The sequence below is a fragment of the Haemophilus sp. HMSC068C11 genome (assembly GCF_001815355.1).
GTDB lineage: Bacteria > Pseudomonadota > Gammaproteobacteria > Enterobacterales > Pasteurellaceae > Haemophilus_D.
This window is the reverse complement of the sequence record NZ_KV820373.1, coordinates 24,999-49,444: the sequence shown is the minus strand read 5'-3', so window position 1 is coordinate 49,444 and position 24,446 is coordinate 24,999. Positions and strand designations below refer to the sequence as shown.

General features: G+C 39.9%; 23 protein-coding genes and 1 pseudogene. 7 read left to right on the top strand and 17 right to left on the bottom strand.

Going from position 1 to position 24,446, the window contains the following annotated elements; translation table 11 throughout:
* Window positions 1–2: 2 nt before the first annotated feature.
* Window positions 3–773: an amino acid ABC transporter ATP-binding protein gene (locus HMPREF3020_RS06805; protein WP_014064638.1), complete on the top strand. Its 771-nt coding sequence runs from the start codon at window positions 3–5 to the stop codon at window positions 771–773.
* 72 nt (window positions 774–845) lie between these two features.
* Here the strand turns inward: HMPREF3020_RS06805 and HMPREF3020_RS06800 are convergent, their stop codons facing one another.
* Window positions 846–1,589, bottom strand: coding sequence for an MIP/aquaporin family protein (locus HMPREF3020_RS06800; RefSeq protein WP_070776014.1), 744 nt, complete (start codon window positions 1,587–1,589; stop codon window positions 846–848).
* A 375-nt stretch (window positions 1,590–1,964) separates the two neighbouring features.
* Between HMPREF3020_RS06800 and glpK the strand changes: the two genes are divergently transcribed.
* Entirely contained in the window at window positions 1,965–3,476 is a 1,512-nt protein-coding gene (glpK, locus tag HMPREF3020_RS06795) for a glycerol kinase GlpK (protein ID WP_005697426.1), read from the top strand.
* A gap of 73 nt (window positions 3,477–3,549) precedes the next feature.
* Here glpK and HMPREF3020_RS06790 read toward each other — a convergent pair whose 3' ends face one another.
* The 4 genes from HMPREF3020_RS06790 to HMPREF3020_RS06775 form a co-directional block, all read right to left on the bottom strand.
* A complete protein-coding gene (locus HMPREF3020_RS06790; protein ID WP_005697455.1) occupies window positions 3,550–4,053 on the bottom strand; it encodes a contact-dependent growth inhibition system immunity protein in 504 nt (167 codons plus the stop codon).
* Window positions 4,054–4,278: 225 nt separating this feature from the next.
* Window positions 4,279–4,956, bottom strand: a complete 678-nt coding sequence (locus tag HMPREF3020_RS06785) for a hypothetical protein (protein WP_005697437.1) — start codon at window positions 4,954–4,956, stop codon at window positions 4,279–4,281.
* A gap of 123 nt (window positions 4,957–5,079) precedes the next feature.
* Complete coding sequence (locus HMPREF3020_RS06780) at window positions 5,080–5,463, bottom strand: hypothetical protein (RefSeq protein WP_005697445.1); 384 nt, start codon at window positions 5,461–5,463, stop codon at window positions 5,080–5,082.
* Window positions 5,464–5,565: 102 nt separating this feature from the next.
* Window positions 5,566–7,878, bottom strand: a complete 2,313-nt coding sequence (locus HMPREF3020_RS06775) for a Tex family protein (protein WP_070776013.1) — start codon at window positions 7,876–7,878, stop codon at window positions 5,566–5,568.
* Window positions 7,879–7,984: 106 nt separating this feature from the next.
* Between HMPREF3020_RS06775 and greB the strand changes: the two genes are divergently transcribed.
* Window positions 7,985–8,461 carry a transcription elongation factor GreB gene (greB, locus tag HMPREF3020_RS06770; RefSeq protein ID WP_005697419.1) on the top strand — a complete coding sequence of 159 codons (477 nt, stop codon included), beginning with the start codon at window positions 7,985–7,987 and terminating at the stop codon, window positions 8,459–8,461.
* Window positions 8,462–8,525: 64 nt separating this feature from the next.
* On the opposite strand, the gene deoD is transcribed toward greB, so the two are convergent.
* From deoD to trpS, 5 genes are all read right to left on the bottom strand, one after another.
* Window positions 8,526–9,242 carry a purine-nucleoside phosphorylase gene (deoD, locus tag HMPREF3020_RS06765; protein ID WP_070776012.1) on the bottom strand — a complete coding sequence of 239 codons (717 nt, stop codon included), beginning with the start codon at window positions 9,240–9,242 and terminating at the stop codon, window positions 8,526–8,528.
* 129 nt (window positions 9,243–9,371) lie between these two features.
* Window positions 9,372–10,619: a NupC/NupG family nucleoside CNT transporter gene (locus HMPREF3020_RS06760; RefSeq protein WP_070776011.1), complete on the bottom strand. Its 1,248-nt coding sequence runs from the start codon at window positions 10,617–10,619 to the stop codon at window positions 9,372–9,374.
* Between the two features lie 106 nt (window positions 10,620–10,725).
* Window positions 10,726–11,514, bottom strand: a complete 789-nt coding sequence (locus HMPREF3020_RS06755; protein ID WP_070776010.1) for a 4Fe-4S cluster-binding domain-containing protein — start codon at window positions 11,512–11,514, stop codon at window positions 10,726–10,728.
* A 32-nt stretch (window positions 11,515–11,546) separates the two neighbouring features.
* On the bottom strand, window positions 11,547–11,837 hold the full coding sequence (locus HMPREF3020_RS06750) for a YfcZ/YiiS family protein (RefSeq protein ID WP_005697358.1): 291 nt from the start codon (window positions 11,835–11,837) through the stop codon (window positions 11,547–11,549).
* Window positions 11,838–11,891: 54 nt separating this feature from the next.
* The gene (trpS, locus tag HMPREF3020_RS06745; RefSeq protein WP_070776009.1) at window positions 11,892–12,896 is read right to left on the bottom strand and encodes a tryptophan--tRNA ligase; all 1,005 of its coding nucleotides are present in this window, start codon (window positions 12,894–12,896) and stop codon (window positions 11,892–11,894) included.
* A gap of 140 nt (window positions 12,897–13,036) precedes the next feature.
* Between trpS and hflD the strand changes: the two genes are divergently transcribed.
* Both hflD and purB read left to right on the top strand, forming a co-directional pair.
* Window positions 13,037–13,660 carry a high frequency lysogenization protein HflD gene (gene hflD, locus HMPREF3020_RS06740; protein WP_005694773.1) on the top strand — a complete coding sequence of 208 codons (624 nt, stop codon included), beginning with the start codon at window positions 13,037–13,039 and terminating at the stop codon, window positions 13,658–13,660.
* A gap of 16 nt (window positions 13,661–13,676) precedes the next feature.
* Window positions 13,677–15,044 carry an adenylosuccinate lyase gene (gene purB, locus HMPREF3020_RS06735; protein WP_070776008.1) on the top strand — a complete coding sequence of 456 codons (1,368 nt, stop codon included), beginning with the start codon at window positions 13,677–13,679 and terminating at the stop codon, window positions 15,042–15,044.
* A gap of 101 nt (window positions 15,045–15,145) precedes the next feature.
* Here purB and HMPREF3020_RS06730 read toward each other — a convergent pair whose 3' ends face one another.
* Window positions 15,146–15,559, bottom strand: coding sequence for a PACE efflux transporter (locus HMPREF3020_RS06730; protein ID WP_014064625.1), 414 nt, complete (start codon window positions 15,557–15,559; stop codon window positions 15,146–15,148).
* 61 nt (window positions 15,560–15,620) lie between these two features.
* On the bottom strand, window positions 15,621–16,652 hold the full coding sequence (locus tag HMPREF3020_RS06725; RefSeq protein WP_373897083.1) for an extracellular solute-binding protein: 1,032 nt from the start codon (window positions 16,650–16,652) through the stop codon (window positions 15,621–15,623).
* Between the two features lie 182 nt (window positions 16,653–16,834).
* Between HMPREF3020_RS06725 and HMPREF3020_RS06720 the strand changes: the two genes are divergently transcribed.
* Complete coding sequence (locus HMPREF3020_RS06720) at window positions 16,835–18,130, top strand: NAD(P)/FAD-dependent oxidoreductase (protein WP_070776006.1); 1,296 nt, start codon at window positions 16,835–16,837, stop codon at window positions 18,128–18,130.
* Window positions 18,131–18,182: 52 nt separating this feature from the next.
* Here HMPREF3020_RS06720 and asnC read toward each other — a convergent pair whose 3' ends face one another.
* A complete protein-coding gene (asnC, locus tag HMPREF3020_RS06715; protein ID WP_049367595.1) occupies window positions 18,183–18,635 on the bottom strand; it encodes a transcriptional regulator AsnC in 453 nt (150 codons plus the stop codon).
* Window positions 18,636–18,791: 156 nt separating this feature from the next.
* On the opposite strand from asnC, the gene asnA reads away from it, so the two are divergent.
* Window positions 18,792–19,784, top strand: coding sequence for an aspartate--ammonia ligase (gene asnA / locus HMPREF3020_RS06710; protein WP_049365717.1), 993 nt, complete (start codon window positions 18,792–18,794; stop codon window positions 19,782–19,784).
* Between the two features lie 62 nt (window positions 19,785–19,846).
* Here the strand turns inward: asnA and HMPREF3020_RS09360 are convergent.
* The 4 genes and pseudogenes from HMPREF3020_RS09360 to glpA form a co-directional block, all read right to left on the bottom strand.
* Window positions 19,847–19,984, bottom strand: a pseudogene (locus HMPREF3020_RS09360) (transporter); the annotation flags it as partial.
* Between the two features lie 104 nt (window positions 19,985–20,088).
* A complete protein-coding gene (gene glpC, locus HMPREF3020_RS06705) occupies window positions 20,089–21,366 on the bottom strand; it encodes an anaerobic glycerol-3-phosphate dehydrogenase subunit GlpC (protein ID WP_070776005.1) in 1,278 nt (425 codons plus the stop codon).
* 9 nt (window positions 21,367–21,375) lie between these two features.
* Entirely contained in the window at window positions 21,376–22,665 is a 1,290-nt protein-coding gene (glpB, locus tag HMPREF3020_RS06700; protein WP_070776004.1) for a glycerol-3-phosphate dehydrogenase subunit GlpB, read from the bottom strand.
* Window positions 22,655–24,346, bottom strand: a complete 1,692-nt coding sequence (gene glpA / locus HMPREF3020_RS06695) for an anaerobic glycerol-3-phosphate dehydrogenase subunit A (protein ID WP_070776032.1) — start codon at window positions 24,344–24,346, stop codon at window positions 22,655–22,657. Before glpA ends, glpB begins: the two co-directional genes overlap by 11 nt.
* Between the last annotated feature and the right edge of the window lie 100 nt (window positions 24,347–24,446).

Genomic DNA, 24,446 nt, shown 5'->3' with positions numbered 1-24,446 from the left:
TTATGTTAAAAGTCACGAATATTCAGAAAAGTTTTAATGGCCACCATGTATTAAAAGGCATTGATTTTGAAATTAATAAAGGTGAAGTGGTTGCCATTCTAGGCCCATCAGGTTCAGGCAAAACCACTTTTTTACGCTGTTTAAATTTGCTCGAACGCCCAGAAAAAGGGGTATTAGCATTTACTGATGGAAGCTTAACCATTGATTTTAGCAAGAAGATCAGCAAAGCCGATGAACTAAAATTGCGTCGTCGTTCTTCAATGGTATTCCAACAATACAATCTGTTTCCCCATCGCACAGCACTCGAAAATGTGATGGAAGGCATGGTAGTTGTACAAAAACAAGCGAAAGAGATTGCACGTGAAAAAGCCTTGGCATTATTGGAAAAAGTCGGTTTAAAAGCAAAAGCGGATTTATACCCCTCTCAACTTTCTGGTGGTCAACAGCAACGTGTAGGAATTGCCCGAGCCTTAGCGGTTAAACCTGATATCATCTTGTTAGATGAGCCTACTTCCGCACTTGACCCTGAACTTGTCGGTGAAGTATTGCAGGCACTCAAAATGCTCGCACAAGAAGGTTGGACAATGATTATCGTCACCCATGAATTGAATTTTGCCAAAGACGTGGCTGATCGTGTGATTCTTATGGAAAATGGTCAAGTTGTTGAACAAAATACAGCGGCAAACTTCTTCAGCCGCCCTCAACAAGAACGTACAAAGCAGTTCTTATTGCAAGCTAAAATGCCAATGGAATTCGAAGATTATTGTATTTAATCAAACTTCTAAATATAAAAAGAGCGGTCAAAAAACACCATGAATTTTGACCGCTCTTTCTATTTGAATGAATTACATAATAGCGTTGTAGAATACTGCTGCTAAAGCCGCCCCGATAAATGGCCCTACAACCGGCACCCAACTGTATCCCCAGTCAGCTTTAGTTTTTAATGTACCACCAAGGAAGAGACCTAAGGTTAAGCGTGGACCAAGATCTCGAGCAGGGTTAATCGCATAACCGGTTGTGCCACCTAAGCTTAAACCAATTGCCCACACTAGAATGGCTACAGGTAATGCCCCGATAGAACCTAAACCAATTGGTGTGCTTTCTGCTGTGCCAGGTAAAGTGATGTTTGCACCTGCAAGGTAGAAAATCACGAAGACAAGCACAAAGGTACCAACGATTTCGTTTACCAAGTTGATTGGATAGTTACGAATTGCAGGTTCGGTACAGAAACACGCGCGTTTTAAGCCCTCTTCTTCGGTCGCTGCAAAGTGATCTTTATACATAATGTAAACCAACAACGCACCAACCATGCCTCCCACAACTTGTGCCGCGATGTAGCCTGGTACCAGCTCCCAAGCAAATACACCCTTCATTGCCACACCAAGTGTTACCGCTGGATTTAAGTGCGCCCCGCTGTAAGGACCTGTCACAACAACGGCCACATACACCGCAAATGCCCACGCGGTAGTAATCACAATCCAACCAGAACTTTGCCCTTTCGTTTTATTTAAACATACGTTGGCCACCACACCGTTACCTAACAGGATGAGAAGTGCTGTGCCAAAAAATTCTGCAAAATAGGCATTCATAAGAGAATCTCCAAATAATGATTAACTTAATGATTTCATTAAAGAAATCTTGCTTTGCAATTCGTTTCGTTGTTTGATCAAATATTGAGATACTCAAAGTGAGTGGTTTTATTATCTAGTTTTAACCAATTAATTCAATAGATGAAACCGATCTATTTCTAAAAATGAGAGAACGATCACATTATTTTGTGCGTTAATACGAGTATCCATATTTTTTAAGGGGAAAATCTGTGATAGCAATCACAAAACCCAACATTGCTTGTTCCAATTAGATTCGAATTCAATTAAGTTAGGCTCGCAATTTGTTCGTTTAAGCTCAAAATTTCTTCATTCATTTAATCAATGAGAGTGCTAAGCACTCTAAGGAATAGAACCATGACAGACAAAAAATACATCATCGCGTTGGACCAAGGTACCACAAGCTCTCGTGCAGTATTATTAGATCACAATGCGAATGTTGTCGAAATCGCCCAACGTGAATTTACACAAATTTATCCACGCGCAGGCTGGGTGGAACATAATCCAATGGAAATTTGGGCAACACAAAGTTCAACATTAAACGAAGTAGTTGCAAAAGCAGGCATTACCTCTGACGAAATCGCGGCAATTGGTATTACTAACCAACGTGAAACCACCATCGTGTGGGAAAAAGCAACCGGCACACCAGTTTATAACGCGATTGTGTGGCAATGTCGTCGTACTGCAGATATTACAGACAAACTTAAAGCGGATGGCCATGAAGAATATATCCGCAACACCACAGGTTTAGTGGTGGACCCCTATTTCTCGGGTACAAAAGTGAAATGGATTTTAGACAATGTAGAAGGCGCTCGCGAAAAAGCGGAACGCGGTGAACTTCTATTTGGTACCGTAGATACCTGGCTTGTATGGAAATTAACCCAAGGTCGTGTTCACGTAACGGATTACACCAATGCATCCCGTACCATGTTATTTAACATCCATACGAAAAAATGGGATGACAAAATGTTGGAATTATTAAATATTCCACGTTCTATGTTGCCTGAAGTGCGTAATTCTTCCGAAGTGTACGGCAAAACCAACATTGGGGGTAAAGGCGGTGTGCGTATTCCTGTTGCCGGTATCGCGGGTGACCAACAAGCTGCACTTTACGGCCATCTATGTACCCGCGCAGGCCAAGCGAAAAATACCTATGGTACAGGCTGCTTTATGTTGCTTCACACCGGTGATAAAGCTATTACCTCTAAAAATGGTCTATTAACCACCATCGCGTGTAACGCTAAAGGCGAACCAGAATACGCACTTGAAGGTTCGGTATTTATCGCAGGTGCTTCAATCCAATGGTTGCGTGATGAACTCAAAATCGTTCATGACAGCTATGACTCCGAATACTTCGCACAAAAAGTCCCAGACAGTAACGGTGTGTATGTTGTTCCAGCCTTCACCGGTTTAGGTGCGCCTTATTGGGATCCGTATGCTCGTGGTGCAATTTTCGGTCTTTCTCGTGGCTCTAATCGCAACCATATTGTACGCGCAACCCTTGAATCCATTGCTTACCAAACCCGTGATGTGTTAGAAGCAATGCAATCTGACTCAGGTCAACGCTTACAATATTTACGTGTCGATGGTGGCGCAACCAACAACAATTTCTTAATGCAATTCCAAGCGGATATTTTAGATGTGAATGTTGAGCGTCCAGTAGTGAAAGAAGTAACCGCACTTGGTGCCGCTTACCTTGCAGGTCTTGCCGTTGGTTTCTGGAAAGATTTAGATGAGCTTCACGACAAAGCACGTGTAGAACGTACTTTTACTCCAGATAATGACGAAGAAAAACGTGAACGTCGTTATAAAGGTTGGAAAAAAGCGGTGAAACGCTCATTAGAGTGGGCAAAAGAAGACGCGGAATAATTCTTCCTTCTAATAATAAGTGCGGTCAAAATCACTTGTGTTTTTGACCGCACTTTTATTTTGAGGAAATATATTACCGATAAATACTCGTACAATACGTCAGGGCTTGTCTTATGGCTTTCCCTAATTCTTCATCCGAAATACTCTTATCATATTTAAATTCTAATGGTGAATTGTCAGGAAGTGAAATTCCTGAGTACCCACCAAGAGAATCCTGGTGAAGTGGCGCTATAATTATAAAACTAGCGTCCTGTTCTAAAGATAAAAAAGACATATCCTTATAGATCGATTTTTTATTTTTATATCCATAGCGTTTTTTCATCTCTTCTTCGAGATTTTTTTGTAGTCCTTTCATTTTTTCAGAATTAAAGATAGCCTGAAACTCTTCGAACGAAATTTCTTTACTTTCATTAAGCTTTTCTTTAATTAACCTTCCTAGATCTAAATCAGAAATATCAACTTCATTAAAAATAAAATCTTGATCTGGATCTGTTATCGCAATCATTCCTCTAATAAAAGAGGTAACCAATAAGAAATCTTTATTAATTCTGACAAAAGCAGCTTTAGGTTTAGTCATATTAATTTACCTTAGTAACAATAATATTAGTTCCTTTAGATCTAGTATACATTAAACAATTACCTAATTTACCACTTTGACTTGTTATGCTATCTATAGTGATATTTCTACAGAAAAGTGAATGTGGAATTATAAGGTTTACTTAGAATAATCATCTTTGGAAACAAAAGCGCGGTCAAAATCGCTTGTGTTTTTGACCGCACCATATGCCTAGTCTACATTCTATTAAGAAGCCTCACTCAACACAGAGTAAACCTTATTAATTATTAGGCTTAACTCATCACTCTTAACACAAGACACCTTAACTCCCCAAAATCGTTCATCAAAGAAACCAACACTCTGACTTGATCTTGTATTAGAAAGCAACAATCTATCCTCAATATAATCTAAGTCATAACTTCTATTCTTATTAAAAACAACTATTATTTTAGATAAACCGCTAGAACTATTTATTACAAAAGGATAAAACCCTTTGTTTACATACTCCATGTAGTCTATCTCCCATAAATATGGGTTTACCACTTCACTCTGTTTAACTAGATTCAATTTTTCTAAAAAAATATCTTCATTATCTATAAACTCTTGATAATCAATTTTATTGTCTTTTATTAATTCCTCAATAGCATATATATACCCAAATCCCTTTGCCATTAAATTAATCATTAAATCCCTATCATCCAAATAAAATAACTCATCATTTATATTGGAGAAGATCTCCAATTTAGGATTAAAATAATCAATAAGATAACTTGCTTTATTATAAGCCAATTGAGTTGGGTAAATATTCATATCAATACACAGATTTACTGAAAAATTATCTGTATCTAAAATCTTATCTATTTGAATAGCAAAGCTATTAAAATTCCCTTTACTATCATATATCCCTGGATTTCCGATAATCATCTTCTCTCACCTAATATAGGATTCACTCTAATCGTTCGTATATTTATTTCTATCCTTAAAAGGATTTCATCATATACATACGCCTATCTTGCTTAAATATCAACCGCACTTTTATTTTATCTATTAACTATACTGCTGCCGATACTTTTCTAAATTATCTTGAAAATGCTGAATATAGTATTCGATATCTTTTTCTCGGTAACCAAGAATTCGGCCGATTTCACGTTCCACTTTTGGATCAAAACCATTCACCGTGCTTGCAGGAAGTAGTACTTCCATTTGTTCAGCGAGTGCAAGAGATTGGGGTAAATAGACAATAAAATCGGTTAAGCAAACATCATTAATATGACGTTGCACTGTTTTTGAATGAAGCATTCCTTGCTCAAGATAAGGGAGAAAGGCGTCAGGAATACCGAGCTCCTGATTGAATAATGCCACTTGCTTTTCGCCCCTTAACATTAATTCCAGCTCCTTGCCTTCATGCGGCCCAAGAATACCTTTTTCCATAAGAATATTCCTTTCGTTGAAATAAAAAAGGGGATTGGATGATTGACCAGATCCCCTTCATTGTACGCCTATTTGGCCACAATGTTCATCTAAATGACGAAATTATTTTTTCCAATTTTTCAACGCATCGGCAAAGGCATTACCCATCGCACTATTTCCTCTAGGATTACGCTCTTGACGAGGTGCATTACTTCTTGGTTTTGCGCTTAAAGTGCGGTCAGATTTGCCGTCATTTTTGACCGCACTTTCATCTAATCGCATCGTCAATGCAATACGTTTACGCGGCACATCCACTTCCAAGACTTTCACTTTTACGATATCGCCCGTTTTCACCACTTGATGTGGATCTTCTACGAATTTATCGCTTAATGATGAAATGTGTACTAAACCGTCTTGGTGAACACCAATATCCACAAATGCGCCGAAGTTGGTCACATTAGTGACGGTACCTTCTAAAATCATACCTGGTTTTAAATCGGTGATTTCTTCCACGCCCTCTGCGAATACCGCGGTTTTAAATTCACCACGCGGATCGCGCCCCGGTTTTTCCAACTCTTTGAAAATATCTTGAACGGTTGGTAAACCAAATTGCTCATCAATGAATTGTTTTGCATCAAGCTGACGTACCACACCCGCATTGCCCATTAAATCTTGAATAGATTGTGCTGTCGCTTGCAAGATTTTTTCCACCACTGGGTAAGCTTCTGGGTGGACACCTGAAGCATCAAGTGGATTTTTCCCGTCTGCAATACGCATAAAGCCTGCACATTGCTCAAAGGCTTTTGGCCCTAAACGAGGCACTTTTTTCAATTCTGTACGGCTTTCAAAACGACCATTTTCATCACGATATTCCACAATGTTTTGCGCTAAAGTTTTCGTCATCCCCGCCACGCGAGCAAGTAATGGCGCGGATGCTGTATTCAAATCCACACCCACCGCGTTTACACAGTCTTCCACCACCGCATCCAGTTTACGCGCAAGTTGGGTTTGGTTTACATCATGCTGATATTGCCCTACACCAATGGCTTTCGGTTCGATTTTCACTAATTCCGCCAATGGATCTTGTAAACGACGGGCGATAGAGACTGCACCACGTAAAGAGACATCTAAATTCGGGAATTCATTTGCCGCAAATTCAGAGGCGGAATAAACGGATGCGCCCGCTTCACTCACCACAACGGTTTGAGGTTTATTTTCTTTGATTTCTTTAATCACTTCTTTCGCAAAACGTTCGGTTTCACGAGAAGCGGTACCGTTACCAATGGCAATTAACTCTACGTTGTGTTTGCGGATCAAGCTGAAAATCGCCACTTGCGCTTCGGCTTCACGCCCCGTGTGTGGATAAATTGTGGTGGTATCTAATAATTTACCTGTGTTATCCACCACCGCGACTTTAACACCTGTACGTAAGCCTGGGTCCAAGCCCATGGTGCTCTTAGCACCTGCTGGTGCGGCCATTAAAAGTGCGGTCAGATTTCTAGCAAAAACATCAATGGCCTCTTCTTCTGCTTTTTCACGTAAACTTGCCATTAATTCTGTTTCTAAATGCAACGAAACTTTGATTTTCCACGTCCACGCAATCACTTGCTCACGCCATTTATCCGCAGGTTGCCCCGTGAAACGGACATCTAAATAATCACGAATAATCTCTTCACAATAACTTTGGCGACTTCCCTCTTCCGCATCAGGATCCGCATTTAAGCTTAATTGTAAAATGCCCTCATTACGCCCGCGGAACATCGCTAATGCACGGTGAGAAGGCACATTTTTCAATAATTCTTGGTGGTCGAAATAATCTTGGAATTTTGCGCCTTCCGTTTCTTTACCTTCAATCACTTTGGATACGATAACGGCATTTTTCGCTAAATAATCACGGACTTTCGCTAATAAGCCCGCATCTTCAGCAAAACGCTCCATTAAAATATAGCGTGCGCCATCAAGTGCGACCTTGGCGTCTGTTACGCCTTTATCCGCATTTACAAATTCAGCGGCTGACGTTTCTGGATCATTTTTCGGCTCGTTCCAAAGTAAATCAGCCAATGGCTCAAGACCGGCTTCAATCGCAATTTGCCCTTTCGTACGACGTTTCGGTTTGTATGGCAAATACAAATCTTCTAATTCGGTTTTGCTTTGTGTTGCATGGATTTTGTCACGCAATTCATCGGTCAATTTCCCTTGCTCTTCAATAGATTTCAAAATGGTTTGACGACGATCTTCTAATTCACGTAAATAAATTAAACGGGTTTCAAAATGACGAAGTTGGGTGTCATCCAAGCCACCTGTGGCCTCTTTACGATAACGGGCGATAAATGGAATGGTGTTGCCATCATCTAATAATTGAATGGCGGCGAGGATTTGTTGGGGTTGAACGGTTAATTCTGCCGCAATAATTTGGCTAATTTGTTGATTTAACATTGTCATACTTCTTTGTTATTAAAGGATTCAATAAAAACGGGGATAGAATACTGGTTTTAGACAACAGGCTCAAATATAATTCAAAAAAATTTCTTTTATTTTTATTATGGCAAAATCAAATTACATTACCCGTCAAGGCTGGCTTGCGCTTGACCAAGAACTTAAATTTTTGTGGAAAGAAGAACGCCCAAAAGTTACCCAAGCGGTTTCAGATGCCGCGGCGCTTGGTGACCGCAGTGAAAACGCAGAATATATTTATGGCAAACGTCGCTTACGTGAAATTGATCGCCGCGTGCGTTTTCTTTCCAAACGATTAGAAGTGCTACAAATCGTGGATTACCACCCGAAACAAGAAGGCAAAGTATTTTTCGGTGCATGGGTTGAGCTAGAAGATGAAGAAGGCGAAGTGAAGCAATACCGCCTTGTCGGCTGCGATGAATTCGATCCCGCTAAAAACTGGATCTCCATTGATTCTCCCGTCGCACGTGCTTTAATCGGGAAAGGCGTTGACGATGAAATCCATGTGGAAACACCCTCTGGCAAAGTCGTGCTCTATGTAAACCGAATTTGGTATGAAAAATAGCAAGCATAAAAAACAAAAGAGCGGTCAAATTAACCGCTCTTTTTTATTCTAAAAATCGGATAAATTATGCTTTATCGCCAATTAATACGGACTCTAACGCAATTTCGATCATATCATTGAAGGTTAATTGACGTTCTTCTGCTGTAGTTTGTTCGTGTGTACGAATGTGGTCTGAAACGGTACAGATACAAAGTGCTTTTGCACCATATTCTGCTGCTACGCCATAGATACCAGCCGCTTCCATTTCTACGCCTAAGATGCCGTATTTTTCCATCACATCAAACATTTCGAAATCTGGCGTATAGAATAAGTCTGCAGAGAAGAGATTCCCTACGCGAACTTGCTTACCTTTTTCTTTCGCTGCTTGAACCGCTGCTTGTGTCATATCAAAATCAGCAATTGCAGCAAAATCGTTATCTTTAAAACGGATACGGTTTACTTTTGAATCAGTACATGCACCAAGACCGATGATGACATCACGTACTTTAACATCCATACGTACAGCACCACAAGAACCAACACGGATGATTTTCTTCACACCGTATTCAGTAATTAATTCTTTCGCATAAATTGAGCAAGATGGGATACCCATACCGTGACCCATAACAGAGATACGACGACCTTTATAAGTACCGGTATAACCCAACATATTGCGAACGTTAGTCACTTCTTTCGCATCTTCTAAGAATGTTTCAGCAATATATTTTGCACGAAGCGGATCGCCTGGCATTAATACAACATCTGCAAATGCGCCTTCAGGAGCATTAATATGTGGAGTCATTGTTTTTTCCTCTTGTTGATAAATAAAAAATCATTTAAGCAAACGTTTTCGCCTGCTTTAAAATACAACACCACGAATGATTCGTGGTGTTGAGAGATAAAGTGCGGTTAAAATTCACCACATTTTCAATTACATTGCTACGCCGCTTAACTCGATGAATAAACCTGCGATAGTTGCACTCATTAAGTTAGCTAATGTACCTGCGATAACTGCTTTTAAGCCTAAGCGAGCCACATCACCGCGACGATTTGGTGCCATACCACCAATACCGCCGATTAAGATTGCGATAGAACTGAAGTTCGCAAAACCACATAATGCGAAAGTAATAATTGCTTTAGTTTTTTCACTTAATACAACTGCTGTATCTGGTTGTAAGTATTTCGCGAACTCTAAGTAACCCACGAATTCGTTAACAGCTAATTTCATACCAATCATTTGACCAGCGATTGCAGATTCATCCCAAGATACACCAATTAAGTACGCTAATGGTTTGAAGATCCAACCAAAGATTGATTGTAATGTTAAATCACCGTAACCGAACCAGCCGCCTACGCCACCTAAGATACCGTTAATTAAAGCGATTAAACCCACGAATGCGATTAACATCGCACCTACGTTTAACGCTAATTGCATACCTGCACTCGCACCACCTGCCATTGCTTCAAGCACGTTGGTTGGTTTTTCGCTATCATCCGTTTCAGGTTGTTTATCGTTAAATTGTTCAGTTTGTGGGAATAAAATTTTCGCAAATAATAAACCTGCTGGTGCAGCCATGAAAGATGCTGCGATTAAGTAAGTCAATGGTACGCCCATTCCTGCATAACCTGCCATTACTGAACCCGCGATAGAAGCTGTACCACCCGCCATAATAGCGAACAATTCAGATTGGGTCATATTTTTAATGTAAGGGCGAACCACTAAAGGTGCTTCAGTTTGACCAACGAAGATATTCGCGGCTGCAGACATTGATTCTGCTTTAGATGTACCTAACGCAGCTTGCAATGCACCACCAATCACTTTGATGACCACTTGCATGATGCCTAAATAGTAAAGCACAGAAATTAAACCAGAGAAAAAGACGATGATTGGTAACACTTTCACCGCAAAGATAAAGCCGGCATTTGAAGGATCTGCTAAGCCACCAAAGACGAAGTTAATCCCTTCATTACCATAAGCGATAACATTTGATACACCATTTGCTGTCGCTTGCAATGCATCACGACCAAACGGCACATACAAAATAAGGGCCGCAAATCCGATTTGGATCGCCAAAGCCCCTAATACAGTACGTAAATTAATCGCCTTACGATTATTTGAAAATAATACGGCAATGACCAGTAATACGACAATGCCTAAAACGCTACCTAAAATACCCATTTTTTTCCCCTAGGTTGGTTAGATAAGTAAGTGAATAAAATTGTCCTATTCTACTTGTTTTTCGGTAAAAAGTCGGAATATTTTTACTACTTTTTGGCATGTTTGCTTATAAAATGGTCACAATTTTGGTCAGACCACAAGATTTCGCATAATTTTCAAGTACTTGGGTCTGTTCAACAGTTGGGACATAAGGCGTGAGTCCTTCGGCATCTCGTGCACCTTTTGTGTGCATTCGAATAATTTTGAACAACACATCCGGATAGTCTTTCAATAAGGACGCAACCTTTTCCACCAACTTTTCTGCATCAAAAAAATTTGCCACATAAACTAACCGCACTTCTTCCACTTTATTCAATGGTAATAATTGCGCCAAGTTCTTCAAATTGCGATCTAAGTTTTCTTGCTTGATATGTTGATGAGTGGGGATGATGTTTTTCGGGACAATGCCTTGGCGATTTTGTCTATCAAAGCACAAACGTTGTAAACCAAGTCCTTCTCCTTTCAAGTCAAAGAGAAATTTGTCTGTGACATCAATTAAAGGACGAATTGCGTTAAATTCAAAGAAACCACTGCTATCTAAATAGCAAGTTAGCCCTTCCTCACGTAGTTTTTGAAACAATGGAACGAGCTTTTTATGATGAATGGTGGGTTCACCGCCAGAAACTGTTACACCACGAATGAAAGGTACCGCATCCATCACTTGCTCATACAAATACTGCAGACTGACTTGATGAGCGCCTTCTGCATAACGAGGAATGGTTTCTGGATTATGGCAATAAAGGCAGTTTAACTTACAACCTTGTAAGAAAATACTAGTACGATTCCCCTGCCCTTCTACATTAGAAAAAGGAATAATACGATGCAGGGGAACATAAATATCAGAAAGTGCGGTCACAAAAAACGCTATTTTCTAGAGTAAGTTATCACTTACACAAGCTTCATTTGGAAAATCACTAATTCCGCTTGGCAGCAGAATGTGAAAACCGCTTTAAGCACATACCCTTCTTCAACCTGTTGAATTTCAGATTGAATTTGGCAAGGTTCACTTTCTACATCACGAGCTTTTAATGTGAAATATTCCAATGCACCTTCTGCATCTTGACGAGTCGCGTAAAACTGTTCGATAGGTAAACTACAATCACTGTTATCAAACAATGATTTCATATCGAAAGTATTACAGCCTACGCATTCAATTGGTTTTTCAGTTTGAATGGCCATCTTTTCTCCTTATCTAAAAAAGCCGTGATATAACACGGCTTATTAAGTTTAAAATTATTTTGCAGCAACAAAGCCGACGGCTTCGTACACTTCGGCAAGGGTTTCTTTCGCTCTTGCACGGGCTTTTTCTGCACCTTGACGTAAAATCTCGTCTAAAAGTGCTTCATCGTTACGATATTGATAGAAACGTTCTTGTAAACCCGCAAGTAAGTTTGACACTTCGTCAGCCACCGCTGTTTTTAAGTGGCCGTACATTTTGCCTTCAAATTCTTTTTCAAGGTCTGCCACAGATTTATCCGTCACTGCAGAAAGGATATCTAATAAGTTAGACACACCCGCTTTGTTTTTCACGTCATAACGTACAACAGGTGGTTCATCAGAGTCTGTTACCGCGCGTTTGATTTTTTTTGCTACCGATTTAGGATCTTCAAGCAAGGTCACCACGTTATTACGATTATCATCAGATTTAGACATTTTTTTATCAGGGTCTTGCAAAGACATAATACGCGCACCAGCTTTTCCTAAGAAGATTTCAGGAATCGTGAAAATATCACCATAAAGCGCATTAAAACGAGCGGCAATATCACGGGTAATTTCTAAATGTTGTTTTTGGTCATCCCCTACTGGCACGCTTTTCGCTTGATAAAGTAAGATATCTGCTGCCATTAAAACCGGATAATCAAATAAACCCACGTTAATATTTTCGGCATAACGTGCTGATTTATCTTTAAATTGAGTCATACGGCTCATTTCACCAAAATAGGTGTAGCAGTTTAATACCCAGCTTAATTGAGTATGTTCTGGTACATGAGATTGCACGAAGATCGTGCTTTTATTCGGATCAATGCCACAAGCCAAGTAAAGGGCGAGCACATCAAGGGTGGCTTTGCGAAGTGCTACAGGATCTTGACGTACAGTGATGGCATGTAAATCCACCACACAGAAAATACACTCATAATCTTCTTGCATTTTCACCCAGTTGCGAAGTGCACCTAAATAATTCCCGATAGTTAATTCGCCGGAAGGCTGCACGCCACTGAATACAATTGGTTTTGTCATTGGTTATCCTTTTATTCTGTAAACTGAATTGGCGCTATGATAACAAAAGATAGGGCGTTTTTTAATGATTGAGTTCAAAACAATGTGTAAAAATGCTATATTACGCCAAAAATTTCTACAGCTCACAATTTATAATCCCAATGAAAAATTATAATGATATGGCTCTGGCACTTGCCGGTGTTTGTCAATCAGTCTTATTAATCAGTCAATTAGCACAAAAAGGCGAAGTTGATAACCAAGATGCATTTCAAACCACCATTCATTCTCTTCTCATTACTCAACCCGAAGATACATTAGCCGTATTTGGCGGTGATGTTCAACATCTTAAAGTGGGATTAAATACACTTATCGAGCAACTCACCCAATTAAACGATAAAAATTTATTAAATTATTGGGGCAGCTTGTTAGCGTTAGAGAGCAAATTAAACAAACAACCTGAAATCAAACAAGAACTTGGCCGCCGTATTGCTCGCTTACCGGAACAACTTGCTTATCACGACAATCAATTTGATGATGAGATGTTTTCTATCATGGCAAACATTTACGTCGATACGATTAGCCCTTTAGGCAAACGCATCCACATTATTGGTTCGGCATATCATTTACAGCAACAAAGCGTGCAAGACAAAATTCGTGCGTGTTTACTTGCCGGTATTCGTTCTGCTGTTTTGTGGCGTCAAGTCGGCGGCAGCAAATGGCAACTGTTATTTCATCGTAAAAAATTAGTGCAAGCGGCACGACAACTCTACTTAACTTTAAATTAATCCTTGGAGAACTCTTATGCAACTTTCCGCATTAACCGCTCTTTCCCCGATTGACGGTCGTTATCAAGATAAAGCCACTGCATTGCGTGGTATTTTCAGTGAATTTGGCTTGCTCAAATTCCGTGTCACCGTGGAAGTACGTTGGTTACAAAAATTGGCGGCGACCGCTGAAATCCAAGAAGTTTCTTCTTTGTCTAAAGAAGCAAACGATTACCTTAATAAAATTGTGGAAGAATTCAGTCTTCAAGATGCTGAACGTATCAAAGAAATTGAGCGCACCACGAATCACGACGTAAAAGCCGTTGAGTATTTCTTAAAAGAAAAAAGTGAAGCTTTACCAGAATTAGCCAAAGTCTCTGAATTTATTCACTTTGCTTGTACCTCGGAAGATATTAACAACCTTTCTCACGCCCTAATGTTGAAAACAGCACGTGAAGAAGTGTTCTTACCGGAATGGCAAAAACTGATTGATGAAATCACCCGTCTAGCGAACGAATACAAAACCATCCCATTACTTTCTCGTACACACGGCCAACCTGCCTCACCTAGTACTGTGGGTAAAGAAATGGCGAACGTGGTTTACCGTTTAAAACGCCAATTCAAACAACTCCAACAAAATGAAATCTTGGGTAAAATCAACGGTGCTGTGGGTAACTACAATGCGCATTTATCAGCTTATCCAAATATTAACTGGCATAAATTCAGTGAAGAATTTGTCACTTCATTAGGTTTAGATTGGAACCCATACACTACGCAAATTGAACCTCACGATTATATTGCTGAATACTTTGATGCCGTGGTACGTTTTAATACCATCATCATCGACTTCGATCGTGACTTATGGGGCTACATTGCGTTAAATCACTTTAAACAACGCACTATCGCAGGTGAAATTGGTTCATCCACCATGCCACATAAAGTGAATCCTATCGACTTCGAAAACTCAGAAGGTAACTTAGGTTTAGCCAATGCCGTGATGACTCACCTAGGTCAAAAATTACCAATTTCTCGCTGGCAACGTGACTTAACCGACTCCACTGTATTACGTAATTTAGGTGTGGGTTTAGGTTATTGCTTAATTGCGTATGCCGCAACGCGTAAAGGTATCAGCAAATTAGAAGTGAACGAACAACATCTCCGTGATGAACTCAACCAAAACTGGGAAGTTTTAGCTGAGCCAATTCAAACGGTGATGCGTCGATATGGTATTGAAAAACCATATGAAAAATTAAAAGAGCTTACACGTGGTAAACGTGTTGATGAAAAAGCAATGCGTGAATTCATCGAAAAACTGGCTATCCCAGCAGATGAAAAAGCACGTTTACAACAACTCACTCCTGCAACCTATATTGGTGCCGCCATTGAGTTAGTGGAAAAACTTTAATAAAGAAAAGGGCAGCTTTTCATGCCCTAAAAAGTCAAAGTGCGGTCAAAAACATTTTAGATTTTGACCGCACTTTTTTCTTTCTTCTCTTACCTATTGCATCATTCACGCTTAATAAACAGCAATCGCGCATGATCATACACCCAATTAAAAATAAAGGTATAAACGGTCACCATCACCGTTAAGCTGAAATCCATCATAAAAGCCGTTATCCAATCCACTTTTAAAAAGTAAGCAATGATCGGCACGGTGAAAATAAGCAAACCGCCCTCAAATGAAATGGCATGTAAAGTACGAAATATGACGCCTCGCTTTTCTCGCGGCCCCGTAAAGACTTTATCAAGAAAATAATTAAAGATGAGATTCCAGAGCATGGCGGTTAAGGAAACCAGTACCATGGACCCAAAGAGAATAGAAACACTTTCTTCTGTAAAGAAATACAAAGCGAAAACGGAAAGCAACACAACCGTAGTTTCAAACAAGATTGCGTGAAAAAGTCGCTCAAGAAAACTCATTTGTCATCCTTTACAAAGCAAAAGTGCGGTCAAATTCACCGCACTTTTCATCAATATTTGATTAATTGGTTTTTAATTTATTCCAATATTTTTCGTAAATGTCCACTGCTTCACCCACATCGCCTTGCATAATGCCTTTTTCAATGTTTTCAGCAGATGGGAACAAGGTTGGGTTATTTGCCATTTCAGGTGAAAGTAACGCTTTCACGCCTTCATTTGGCATTGAGAAGCCCATTTTTTCAACCACTAATTTCGCATTTTCAGGACGAAGTAAGAAGTCGATAAATTTATAAGCGCCCTCTGTATTTTTCGCACCTTTTGGTATCGCGTAGTTATCCATCCAGAAAATCGCCCCTTCTTTTGGATACACAAATTGGATACTTGGATTTTCTTTGTGGGCTAAATAAGCCGAACCATTCCATAACATACCAATAGAGGCTTCACCTTGAACAAACGGAACTTCTGGCGAGTCAGAGTTAAAAGTCACCACATTTGGTAACAATTTCACTAAACGCTCGTAAGCGGCTTTGATCTCTTCTTCATTCGTGGTGTTTGGTGATTTACCATCTAAAAGTAATGCAATGTGGAACACTTCACGCGCATCACTGGTTAATAATACTTTACCTTTGTATTCAGGGCTCCATAAATCAGCCCAGCTTGTGATTTTGCTTGGTTCAATATCATCCGCATTCACACCGATACCGGTTAAGCCATAAACATAAGGCAGAGAATATTTGTTATTTGGGTCAAATTCCTTGTTTAATAAGTTTGCTGGAATTTGTTTAAAATTACTTAATTTGCTGTGATCAAGCTCTTGTAACATATTTTCTTTCGCCATTTTATTGACGTAATAGCTTGATGGGAAAACTAAATCATAACCACTGCCTGTACTGGAGGTCAGTTTCAATTTAGCATACATTTCTTCATTACTTTCAAACGTAGAATAAATCACTTCAATGCCGGTTTCTTTGGTAAATTCTGCAACCAAATTGGATGGCACATAGTCAGTCCAGTTATAAACATACAATTTTTCAGCAGCAAGAGCAGCAGAAGTTGCAGCAAATGCAACGGCAGACAGACAAAGTGATTTAATGTATTGAACAGCATTTTTTTTCAATTTATTGACCTCCTCAGGACAATCAAAACAAACCTTAAGCAATCGTTTACCTATGTAAACTTGGGGAGTATAGCACCTTTTTTGCAAAAGGTTTGACATATTTTCCCATCAGGGTAAGATTTCTCTCATCTCTATTTTATGTTAATCAGTCATCAACTATGCTCGAATTTGCTCATCAAGAACACGTCAAATCTTATTATCTCGATAGTCGGAATCAAACCTTTGAACTGCCGCCTCTCTCTCAGCAAGAAGAAGCGGATGTTTGTGTCATCGGTGCGGGTTTCTTTGGCTTATCTGCTGCCCTTGAATTAGCAGAAAAAGGCAAAAAAGTGATTGTTCTAGAAGGCGCGCGAGTCGGATTTGGTGCATCTGGTAGAAGTGGCGGTCAAGCCATCAACGGTTTTGAAGAAGGCATTGATGAATATATTTCTCAAGTAGGCTTTGATAAAGCGAAAAAACTTTGGGATATGTCGCTAGAAGCCATTGATATTATTGATGAACGCATTGCGAAATATGGTATTCAATGTGATTGGAAAAAAGGCTATGCCACATTGGCGTTAAATGAACGTCGAATGGACGATCTCATTGAAATGGAAAAAGCCAGCCACGCGACTTTTGGCTATGACAAAATGCAACTTTGGGATAAGGCCAAACTGAAACAACATTTAGGCAGCGATATTTATGTTGGCGGCTTATACGATAGCAATTCTGGTCACTTACACCCATTAAATTATTGCTTAGGTTTAGCAAAAGCCTGCTTGGATTTAGGCGTACAGATTTACGAACAATCTCCCGTTGTGGATTTAATAGAAAAATCAGGTTGTATTGAAGTTAAAACCGATAAAAGTGCGGTCATTTCTCAAGACGTTATTTTAGCCACCAATGCTTATATTGATGCGCTACCAAAATCCATTCATCACGGCATTAATCGTAAAATTTTGCCAGTAGAAAGCTTTATTATTGCTACCGAACCTTTAGATCAAGCTACAGCGGATTCCGTGATCAACAATGGCATGTCTGTTTGTGATAACAATATCTTGCTCGATTACTATCGTTTGAGTGCAGATAACCGTCTATTATTCGGCAGTGACTCGAGCTCAGAAAAAGATATGGTACAGATTATGCGCGGTAATATGTTGCATGTTTTCCCTCAATTGGAAAACGTCAAAATTGACTATGGCTGGGCTGGACCGATTGATATGACACTCAACGCAAGCCCGCATTTTGGCCGTATCTCACCACACATTTATTTTGCTCAAGGCTATTCTGGTCATGGTGTCGCTCTCACTGGACTTGCTGGACGCATTATTGCCGAAGCAATTTTAGGCAATGACGAACGTTTGAGAATTTTTGAAGGATTGAAAGTGCCTTCGTTTTACGGTGGAAAATCCCTCAAAAACTTAGCCACCAAGATCGGCGTACTCTATTACAAATTCCTCGATCGTTATCGTTAATCAAAAAAAGCAAAGGCGTGTATCAAACACGCCTTTATTGTTTCGATGACATTTAAGGTTTAATGTCTCGTAAAATAGGATTCTGCATGGAAATCAAGGTTTCCGTTGATTGAATTTCATCAATTAACTGGATCTTAGTCGCCAGTACGGAATGTAATTCCGCAATGGTGTGTGTCATTACTTTAATAAAAATCGAATAGTTACCCGTGGTGTAATAGGCTTCCACCACTTCATCAAAGGTATCGAGCTTTTTAATCACTTTTTCGTAATCTTTTGCGCTTTTCAAAATAATGCCAATAAAGCAGCACACATCATAACCCAGCTTACGCTCATCAATAATCGCTTTTGTGCCTTCAATCAAACCAGACTGACGCATTTTCTCTACACGAACATGAATCGTACCTGGGCTCACGCCAAAGCTTTTCGCCATTTCGGCATAAGGTGTACGCGCATCTTTAGTCAGCACACGGAGAATTTGGCGATCAAGTGTATCGATATTGTTCATAAAACACTCCTTATTAGATCTTTTTCAAAATATTTTCTTTATTTTTGATAATATTCAACATTTAAAACAATGTAAAGAAATTACTTGAAATAATTTGTCATTTTATTGAATAATGCACAACAAATCTTACCAGTTATTATAAAAAGAAGGATAAATATGAAAAAGACGTTTATTTTACAACAACAAGAAATTAGCTTTGTGAAGAACACCTTTACTCAAAACTTGATTGAACAACTTGGCATTATCGAAGTACAAGGTCCAATCCTTAGTGAAGTTGGCAACGGTATGCAAGATAACTTATCAGGCATTGAGAAAGCGGTTCAAGTAAACGTGAAATGTATCCCAAATGCGGTTTATGAAGTGGTTCACTCATTAGCTAAATGGAAACGCCATACTCTCGCACGTTTCCATTTCAAAGAAGGTGAAGGCTTATTTGTTCATATGAAAGCATTACGTCCAGATGAAGATTCATTGGATCAAACTCACTCTGTTTATGTGGACCAATGGGACTGGGAAAAAGTCATTCCTGAAGGTCGTCGTAACTTTGCTTATTTAAAAGAAACGGTACGTTCTATCTATCGTGCAATCCGTTTAACTGAATTAGCGGTAGAAGCTCGCTTTGACATTCCATCAAGCTTACCGAAAGAAATCACCTTCGTTCACAGCGAAGATTTAGTGAAACGCTACCCGGATTTAAGCAGTAAAGAACGTGAAAACGCCATTTGTAAAGAATATGGCGCCGTGTTCTTAATTGGTATCGGTGGCAAATTGTCAGACGGTAAACCACATGATGGTCGTGCACCAGACTACGATGACTGGACAACAGAATCTGAAAATGGCTACAAAGGTTTAAACGGTGATATTTTGGTGTGGAACGCTGAGTTAGGTAAAGCGTTTGAGCTTTCTTCAATGGGTATTCGTGTGGATGAATCCGCATTACGTTTACAAGTTGGTTTAACCGGTGATGAAGATCGCTTAAAAATGGATTGGCACCAAGATTTATTAAACGGTAAATTACCTCTCACCATCGGTGGCGGTATCGGTCAATCTCGTATGGCAATGCTTTTACTTCACAAAAAACACATTGGTGAAGTGCAATCAAGCGTATGGCCAAAAGAAATGTTAGAACAATATCAACATATTCTTTAATCAAAAGAGAAAATAAAAAAGTGCGGTGAAATTTCACCGCACTTTTTTTTGGGAAAGATTAATTAATCTTGCAATGGCCCACTGTTAAACATTGGCAATCCCATGGTTTTTAAGCTGTCACGATAAATACCCAGCAAATCTTTCTCTGTAATTTTTTGTAGCTGATCTAACGGTTTATCTAATGCGGCGACCGTTTCAATCACAAGACAAGGAAACCTTGAAGATTTTTTGCATAATTAGTTCTCCATATTGGATTAAATAACAAAAAGAGCGGTCACTTTTTTATCAGTTTCCGCTCTTTTCACTAAGCTTGATTCATCGACATACACAATAACGTCAATGGATGGATACAAGTCACGTTAGATGACATATCTATCTGCCATTTACAAGTTTGGCATTCAGAGATCACGTAATCAAATCCGCCTGCATTGATGTTATCGAATAAGTTTTTACCGATAGATTGGGAAACCTCGTAGTTTTCTTCTTTGAAACCGTATGTTCCTGCAATACCACAACATTGTGATGGGAGCATCACCACTTCTAAACCTGGAATTTGTTTTAACACTTCCAAGGTGTATGGTGCCCAACCCGCTTTATCCACGTGACATGCAGTGTGATAAGCCACACGCAATTTCAATGGTTTAAGCGGTAAGGTTTTACCTTCTTTAAAGAGTTGATATAAGAATGGTGTCACCATGTGAATATGCGGACGAACTTTAGCATTGTCGATACCTAAAATATGATGATATTCATCACGTAAATTTAAGGCACAACTTGATGCTTCGCTGATCACATCTAAGCCATTTTCATCCACCATTTTGCCGATATAATCGGTGTTAAATTGCGCAATTTTTTTCGCGCGTTCTGGGAATTGGTTTACGCTCAATGGCAAGCCACAGCATTTTTCTTTTTCCAATAACACCACGCCAATATCCATGGCGTTGAATACTTGAATAAATTCTTTACCTAATTGTGGATTATTGTAGTTCACATAACAACCGTGATAATACGCCACTTTGCGTTCGAATTTTTGTTGGCTTTCCAACATTTTTTTCATATACCAGCTGCGGAACGTACCAAAAGAATATTTTGGTAACGTACGATGACGGCTGATTTTTAATGCTTTTTCCAACACAAATTTTGTCGCTTTCAAACCAGTGATGGTATTCACAATCGGCGCAAGTGGTGTATTAAGTGAACCCATAATATCGGTGTTACTTAAAATCGCATCACGTAATTTTTGCACTGCTGGCTTGTGTTGTTGAGCAATGTATTTGTTTCTTGCGCGAACAATAATATCACCAATTTTTACATCAGACGGACACGCAATTTCACAACGTTTACAGTTGGTACAGTATTTCAATGCTTCATCATAAAGCTCGGCTGATTTTAAGCGTAAACGCTCACCATCTGGACCTGATTGTTTTGGACCTGGATAGTTTGGATTCTGGCGCGAAACCGGACACACTGCTGTACACGCTGTACATTTAATGCAGCTCTCAAAGCTTTCATCAAAAGCATGATGATGCTGTGGTGCATTAAGGGATTGTTTTGCATTATCAATTAATTGTTGAATGTTCATAACGCCTCCTTAATGTGTGTTGTGAAGAATTTCATCAGCAACAGCAAGTGCTGTTACCACTGCCACGCCAGAACCACAACCGAGTTCTAGTGCATTGAAACCACCAATCACATTACCCACCGCATATAAATTCGTTAAAAATTGACCGCTCTTTTGTACTTGGCATTGCGCATTAATCGCCACGCCTGCAGATTGATACGGTTGTGGATTTGAGAAACGGTGATCAGTCCAAGTAAAGCGATCAGTATCGTTAAAGCCTTCCACACCGATGATGTCAGAATGGAATACGGGCTCGTAGATTTTATCGAATTCAGAGACTAAACCTTTACTGAAGAAACTGCCAGAAGCTAAGACAAAATGTTCTGCCGTGATTTCTTCCTCTTCGTGCAAACGCGTTTGAATAGCACGAACTTTGTTGCCATGAAAATGTGCTTTTAATGCGCTATCACCATTCATCATGAGTCCACCTAATTTCTCAAAACGATGGCGTAATTGAATACGTTGACGCATGCCTAATAAAGAAGGCGGTAAAGTTGGCAATTCAAATAATGGCAAGCCAGTTGCTTTACGAAGTGACTCCATAAACTCTTGATTTTCTAAACCGAAACAAGCTGGTAAGAAAATTGCTTCAGTGCCTTTCGCTGCTTCTTTCATTTCAGCCACAAGATCATCAAATTTCAATTTATATTCTAAAACTTGCGCAATATTCACACTGCGGAATTCACGCGAATTGGTACGTAGCTGATCTAATTCTGGAATATTTAAAAAGCCTGTTTTCACTTCACAATGCGCAAATTGTGGATTGAGTGTAAGGTTATCTGCCAATAATTCTGGTTGGAAATCGTGATAGCCTTCAATGCCTAAAACCGCAATTTTTTTATACGGGAATGGATTTTCGCCTTGCACGGTTGGCACGCTATTTGGTGAAAGCCATGCACCGCGTAAGCTACCTAAACCCGTTACGCGAAGATGATTTTCTGCGGTTGAGCCAATTAAATCTAAATTTAACGATTCCGCTAATTTTTCGAAATCTTGCGCTTTCGCCAATACACGTTCAGCACCCATAATGCTATAAGGGTGTTGTGGTAATTGAGCTGCAAGTGCGGTCAAATTCTCAGGAATATTTTTAACAAACGCACCATTTGGTAAACGGCTTAATAAATCCAATGAGCCAGATGCAAAATCAATCGCCGCTTGGCCATTATTGATGATTACACAACGTTTGCCTTGTTCTTGTAGGGCGATGCCGCAAGTTAAACCTGCAAGGCCGCCACCAATAATCACTACATCAAAATTCATTGTTATCCGTCCCTTGCTGTTTGTCAGTTTCAAGCGGTTGAACATCGTTTAAGCCCAACACACTGCCATACATCCATGAAGTAAATTCCGCTTCACGAATCGCCTCACCCCATGCAATAGGCTCAATACCGCGCCAACGCTCTTCCATGAAAGCGGTTAATTGTGTGGTCGATTGACGAGGTGTTGCCACTTCAAAACGGTTCATTAAGCCCGCCGCACGACATGCGCAAAGCTCAGCTTGGCAAGTACCCATACCTACACGAGTACGACGACGTAAATCCACTAAGTTATTGACGTTTAATTCATCAACGGCATAACGGACTTCACCCGCTGTCACGGCTTCACATTCGCACACCATTGAGCGATCGAGACGTTCTTTATCTAATAAGCGAGTTGCACGTGAACCATGACGATACACGGCTGAATAACGAATCGTACTTGGAAGTGAAATCACTTTCTGATTGGTTTCTGCGCGGCTTTCAGTTGAACCCGGCAATGGACGCTCAGCAGTCGTACAACGTGCTGTTTTGTTGAGTTTTTTACAAACAAGATCCGTTGCCCATTCAGCCATTAAGCGATAAGTCATTAATTTACCACCAGTGATCGTGATAAAGCCGTCTAAGCCATCACGCTCTGCGTGGTCAAGTAACACGATACCGCGACTTACGTTACGACCTGATGGATCGTCATCTGACGCGACTAACGGACGCACACCAGCATAAGCACGTAATACACGAGTATGACGCAAGCTTGGTGCAAGTTTTTCACCCTCACGGAATAAGATATCTACTTCTTCCGGGGTGACTTCCATGTTATCGATTTGATCGTAAGGAATACGGCTAGAGGTTGTACCGATAACACAAATGGTATCCCCTGGCACAAGAATGTCCGCATCCGCAGGTTTACGGCAACGGTTAATCACCATTTTATTGATACGGTGCCCCATAACAAGTAATGCACCTTTTGCTGGGAACATTTTGATTTTGAGATCCGCATATTCTGCGATGCCTTGTCCCCAAATACCACCCGCATTAACGACTAATGGCGCAAAGAATTTACGATTTACACGATTTTTGTGATCGTAAACATCCACACCGATGACTTTGCCACCTTCGCGAATTAAGCTTTTCACTTCGCAATAAGTGTACATTTTCGCGCCATTTTCGGTGGCATCCATCACGTTAGAAGCCGTTAAACGGAAAGGGTCGATTGAACCATCTGGCACAACAACGGCCCCCACTAAATCAGGGTTTACTGATGGTTCCATAATTTGGGCAAGTTTAGGATCAATGGCGACGGCTTCAATACCGGATTTAGTACAACTTTCGATGAAGGTTTTTTGATAATCAAGGGAATCTTCAGGTAAGGTGATAAATAAACCTTCTGTTTCATCCACACAGTGACGAGCGATATTGCGCAGAATTTTATTTTCTTTAATACATTCTTCTGCTGATTCTTGATCGTTTACGGCATAACGCGCACCACTATGTAACAAACCGTGGTTACGACCTGTTGCGCCTGTCGCAATATCACGACGCTCTAATAAAATACAGTTAATTCCACGCAATGCACAGTCACGAGCAATCCCCGCACCAGTCGCACCGCCACCAATGATAATCACATCCGTCGAGATAGGTGAAAAATCACCCACATCACGATACATATTAGGCGATAATCCCATTGTTACCCCCAAAGCCAAAATATTAATAAAAAAGAAACGTAAAACTGTTACAAATTCCATGGCTATTGTATGGGAGAGCGGTTAAATTCACAACATTCTG

What these genes read in the sequence shown, in the direction of transcription:
- HMPREF3020_RS06800 (WP_070776014.1), bottom strand. Translation starts at nt 1,589, where the DNA reads ATGAATGCCTATTTTGCAGAATTTTTTGGCACAGCACTTCTCATCCTG.
- trpS (WP_070776009.1), bottom strand. Translation starts at nt 12,896, where the DNA reads ATGACAAAACCAATTGTATTCAGTGGCGTGCAGCCTTCCGGCGAATTA.
- greB (WP_005697419.1), top strand. Translation starts at nt 7,985, where the DNA reads ATGGCAAAATCAAATTACATTACCCGTCAAGGCTGGCTTGCGCTTGAC.
- glpC (WP_070776005.1), bottom strand. Translation starts at nt 21,366, where the DNA reads ATGAACATTCAACAATTAATTGATAATGCAAAACAATCCCTTAATGCA.
- glpK (WP_005697426.1), top strand. Translation starts at nt 1,965, where the DNA reads ATGACAGACAAAAAATACATCATCGCGTTGGACCAAGGTACCACAAGC.
- glpB (WP_070776004.1), bottom strand. Translation starts at nt 22,665, where the DNA reads ATGAATTTTGATGTAGTGATTATTGGTGGCGGCCTTGCAGGTTTAACT.
- deoD (WP_070776012.1), bottom strand. Translation starts at nt 9,242, where the DNA reads ATGACTCCACATATTAATGCTCCTGAAGGCGCATTTGCAGATGTTGTA.
- hflD (WP_005694773.1), top strand. Translation starts at nt 13,037, where the DNA reads ATGAAAAATTATAATGATATGGCTCTGGCACTTGCCGGTGTTTGTCAA.
- asnC (WP_049367595.1), bottom strand. Translation starts at nt 18,635, where the DNA reads ATGAACAATATCGATACACTTGATCGCCAAATTCTCCGTGTGCTGACT.
- asnA (WP_049365717.1), top strand. Translation starts at nt 18,792, where the DNA reads ATGAAAAAGACGTTTATTTTACAACAACAAGAAATTAGCTTTGTGAAG.
- HMPREF3020_RS06790 (WP_005697455.1), bottom strand. Translation starts at nt 4,053, where the DNA reads ATGACTAAACCTAAAGCTGCTTTTGTCAGAATTAATAAAGATTTCTTA.
- HMPREF3020_RS06785 (WP_005697437.1), bottom strand. Translation starts at nt 4,956, where the DNA reads ATGATTATCGGAAATCCAGGGATATATGATAGTAAAGGGAATTTTAAT.
- purB (WP_070776008.1), top strand. Translation starts at nt 13,677, where the DNA reads ATGCAACTTTCCGCATTAACCGCTCTTTCCCCGATTGACGGTCGTTAT.
- HMPREF3020_RS06720 (WP_070776006.1), top strand. Translation starts at nt 16,835, where the DNA reads ATGCTCGAATTTGCTCATCAAGAACACGTCAAATCTTATTATCTCGAT.
- HMPREF3020_RS06805 (WP_014064638.1), top strand. Translation starts at nt 3, where the DNA reads ATGTTAAAAGTCACGAATATTCAGAAAAGTTTTAATGGCCACCATGTA.
- HMPREF3020_RS06775 (WP_070776013.1), bottom strand. Translation starts at nt 7,878, where the DNA reads ATGTTAAATCAACAAATTAGCCAAATTATTGCGGCAGAATTAACCGTT.
- glpA (WP_070776032.1), bottom strand. Translation starts at nt 24,346, where the DNA reads ATGGGATTATCGCCTAATATGTATCGTGATGTGGGTGATTTTTCACCT.
- HMPREF3020_RS06750 (WP_005697358.1), bottom strand. Translation starts at nt 11,837, where the DNA reads ATGGCCATTCAAACTGAAAAACCAATTGAATGCGTAGGCTGTAATACT.
- HMPREF3020_RS06780 (WP_005697445.1), bottom strand. Translation starts at nt 5,463, where the DNA reads ATGGAAAAAGGTATTCTTGGGCCGCATGAAGGCAAGGAGCTGGAATTA.
- HMPREF3020_RS06760 (WP_070776011.1), bottom strand. Translation starts at nt 10,619, where the DNA reads ATGGGTATTTTAGGTAGCGTTTTAGGCATTGTCGTATTACTGGTCATT.
- HMPREF3020_RS06730 (WP_014064625.1), bottom strand. Translation starts at nt 15,559, where the DNA reads ATGAGTTTTCTTGAGCGACTTTTTCACGCAATCTTGTTTGAAACTACG.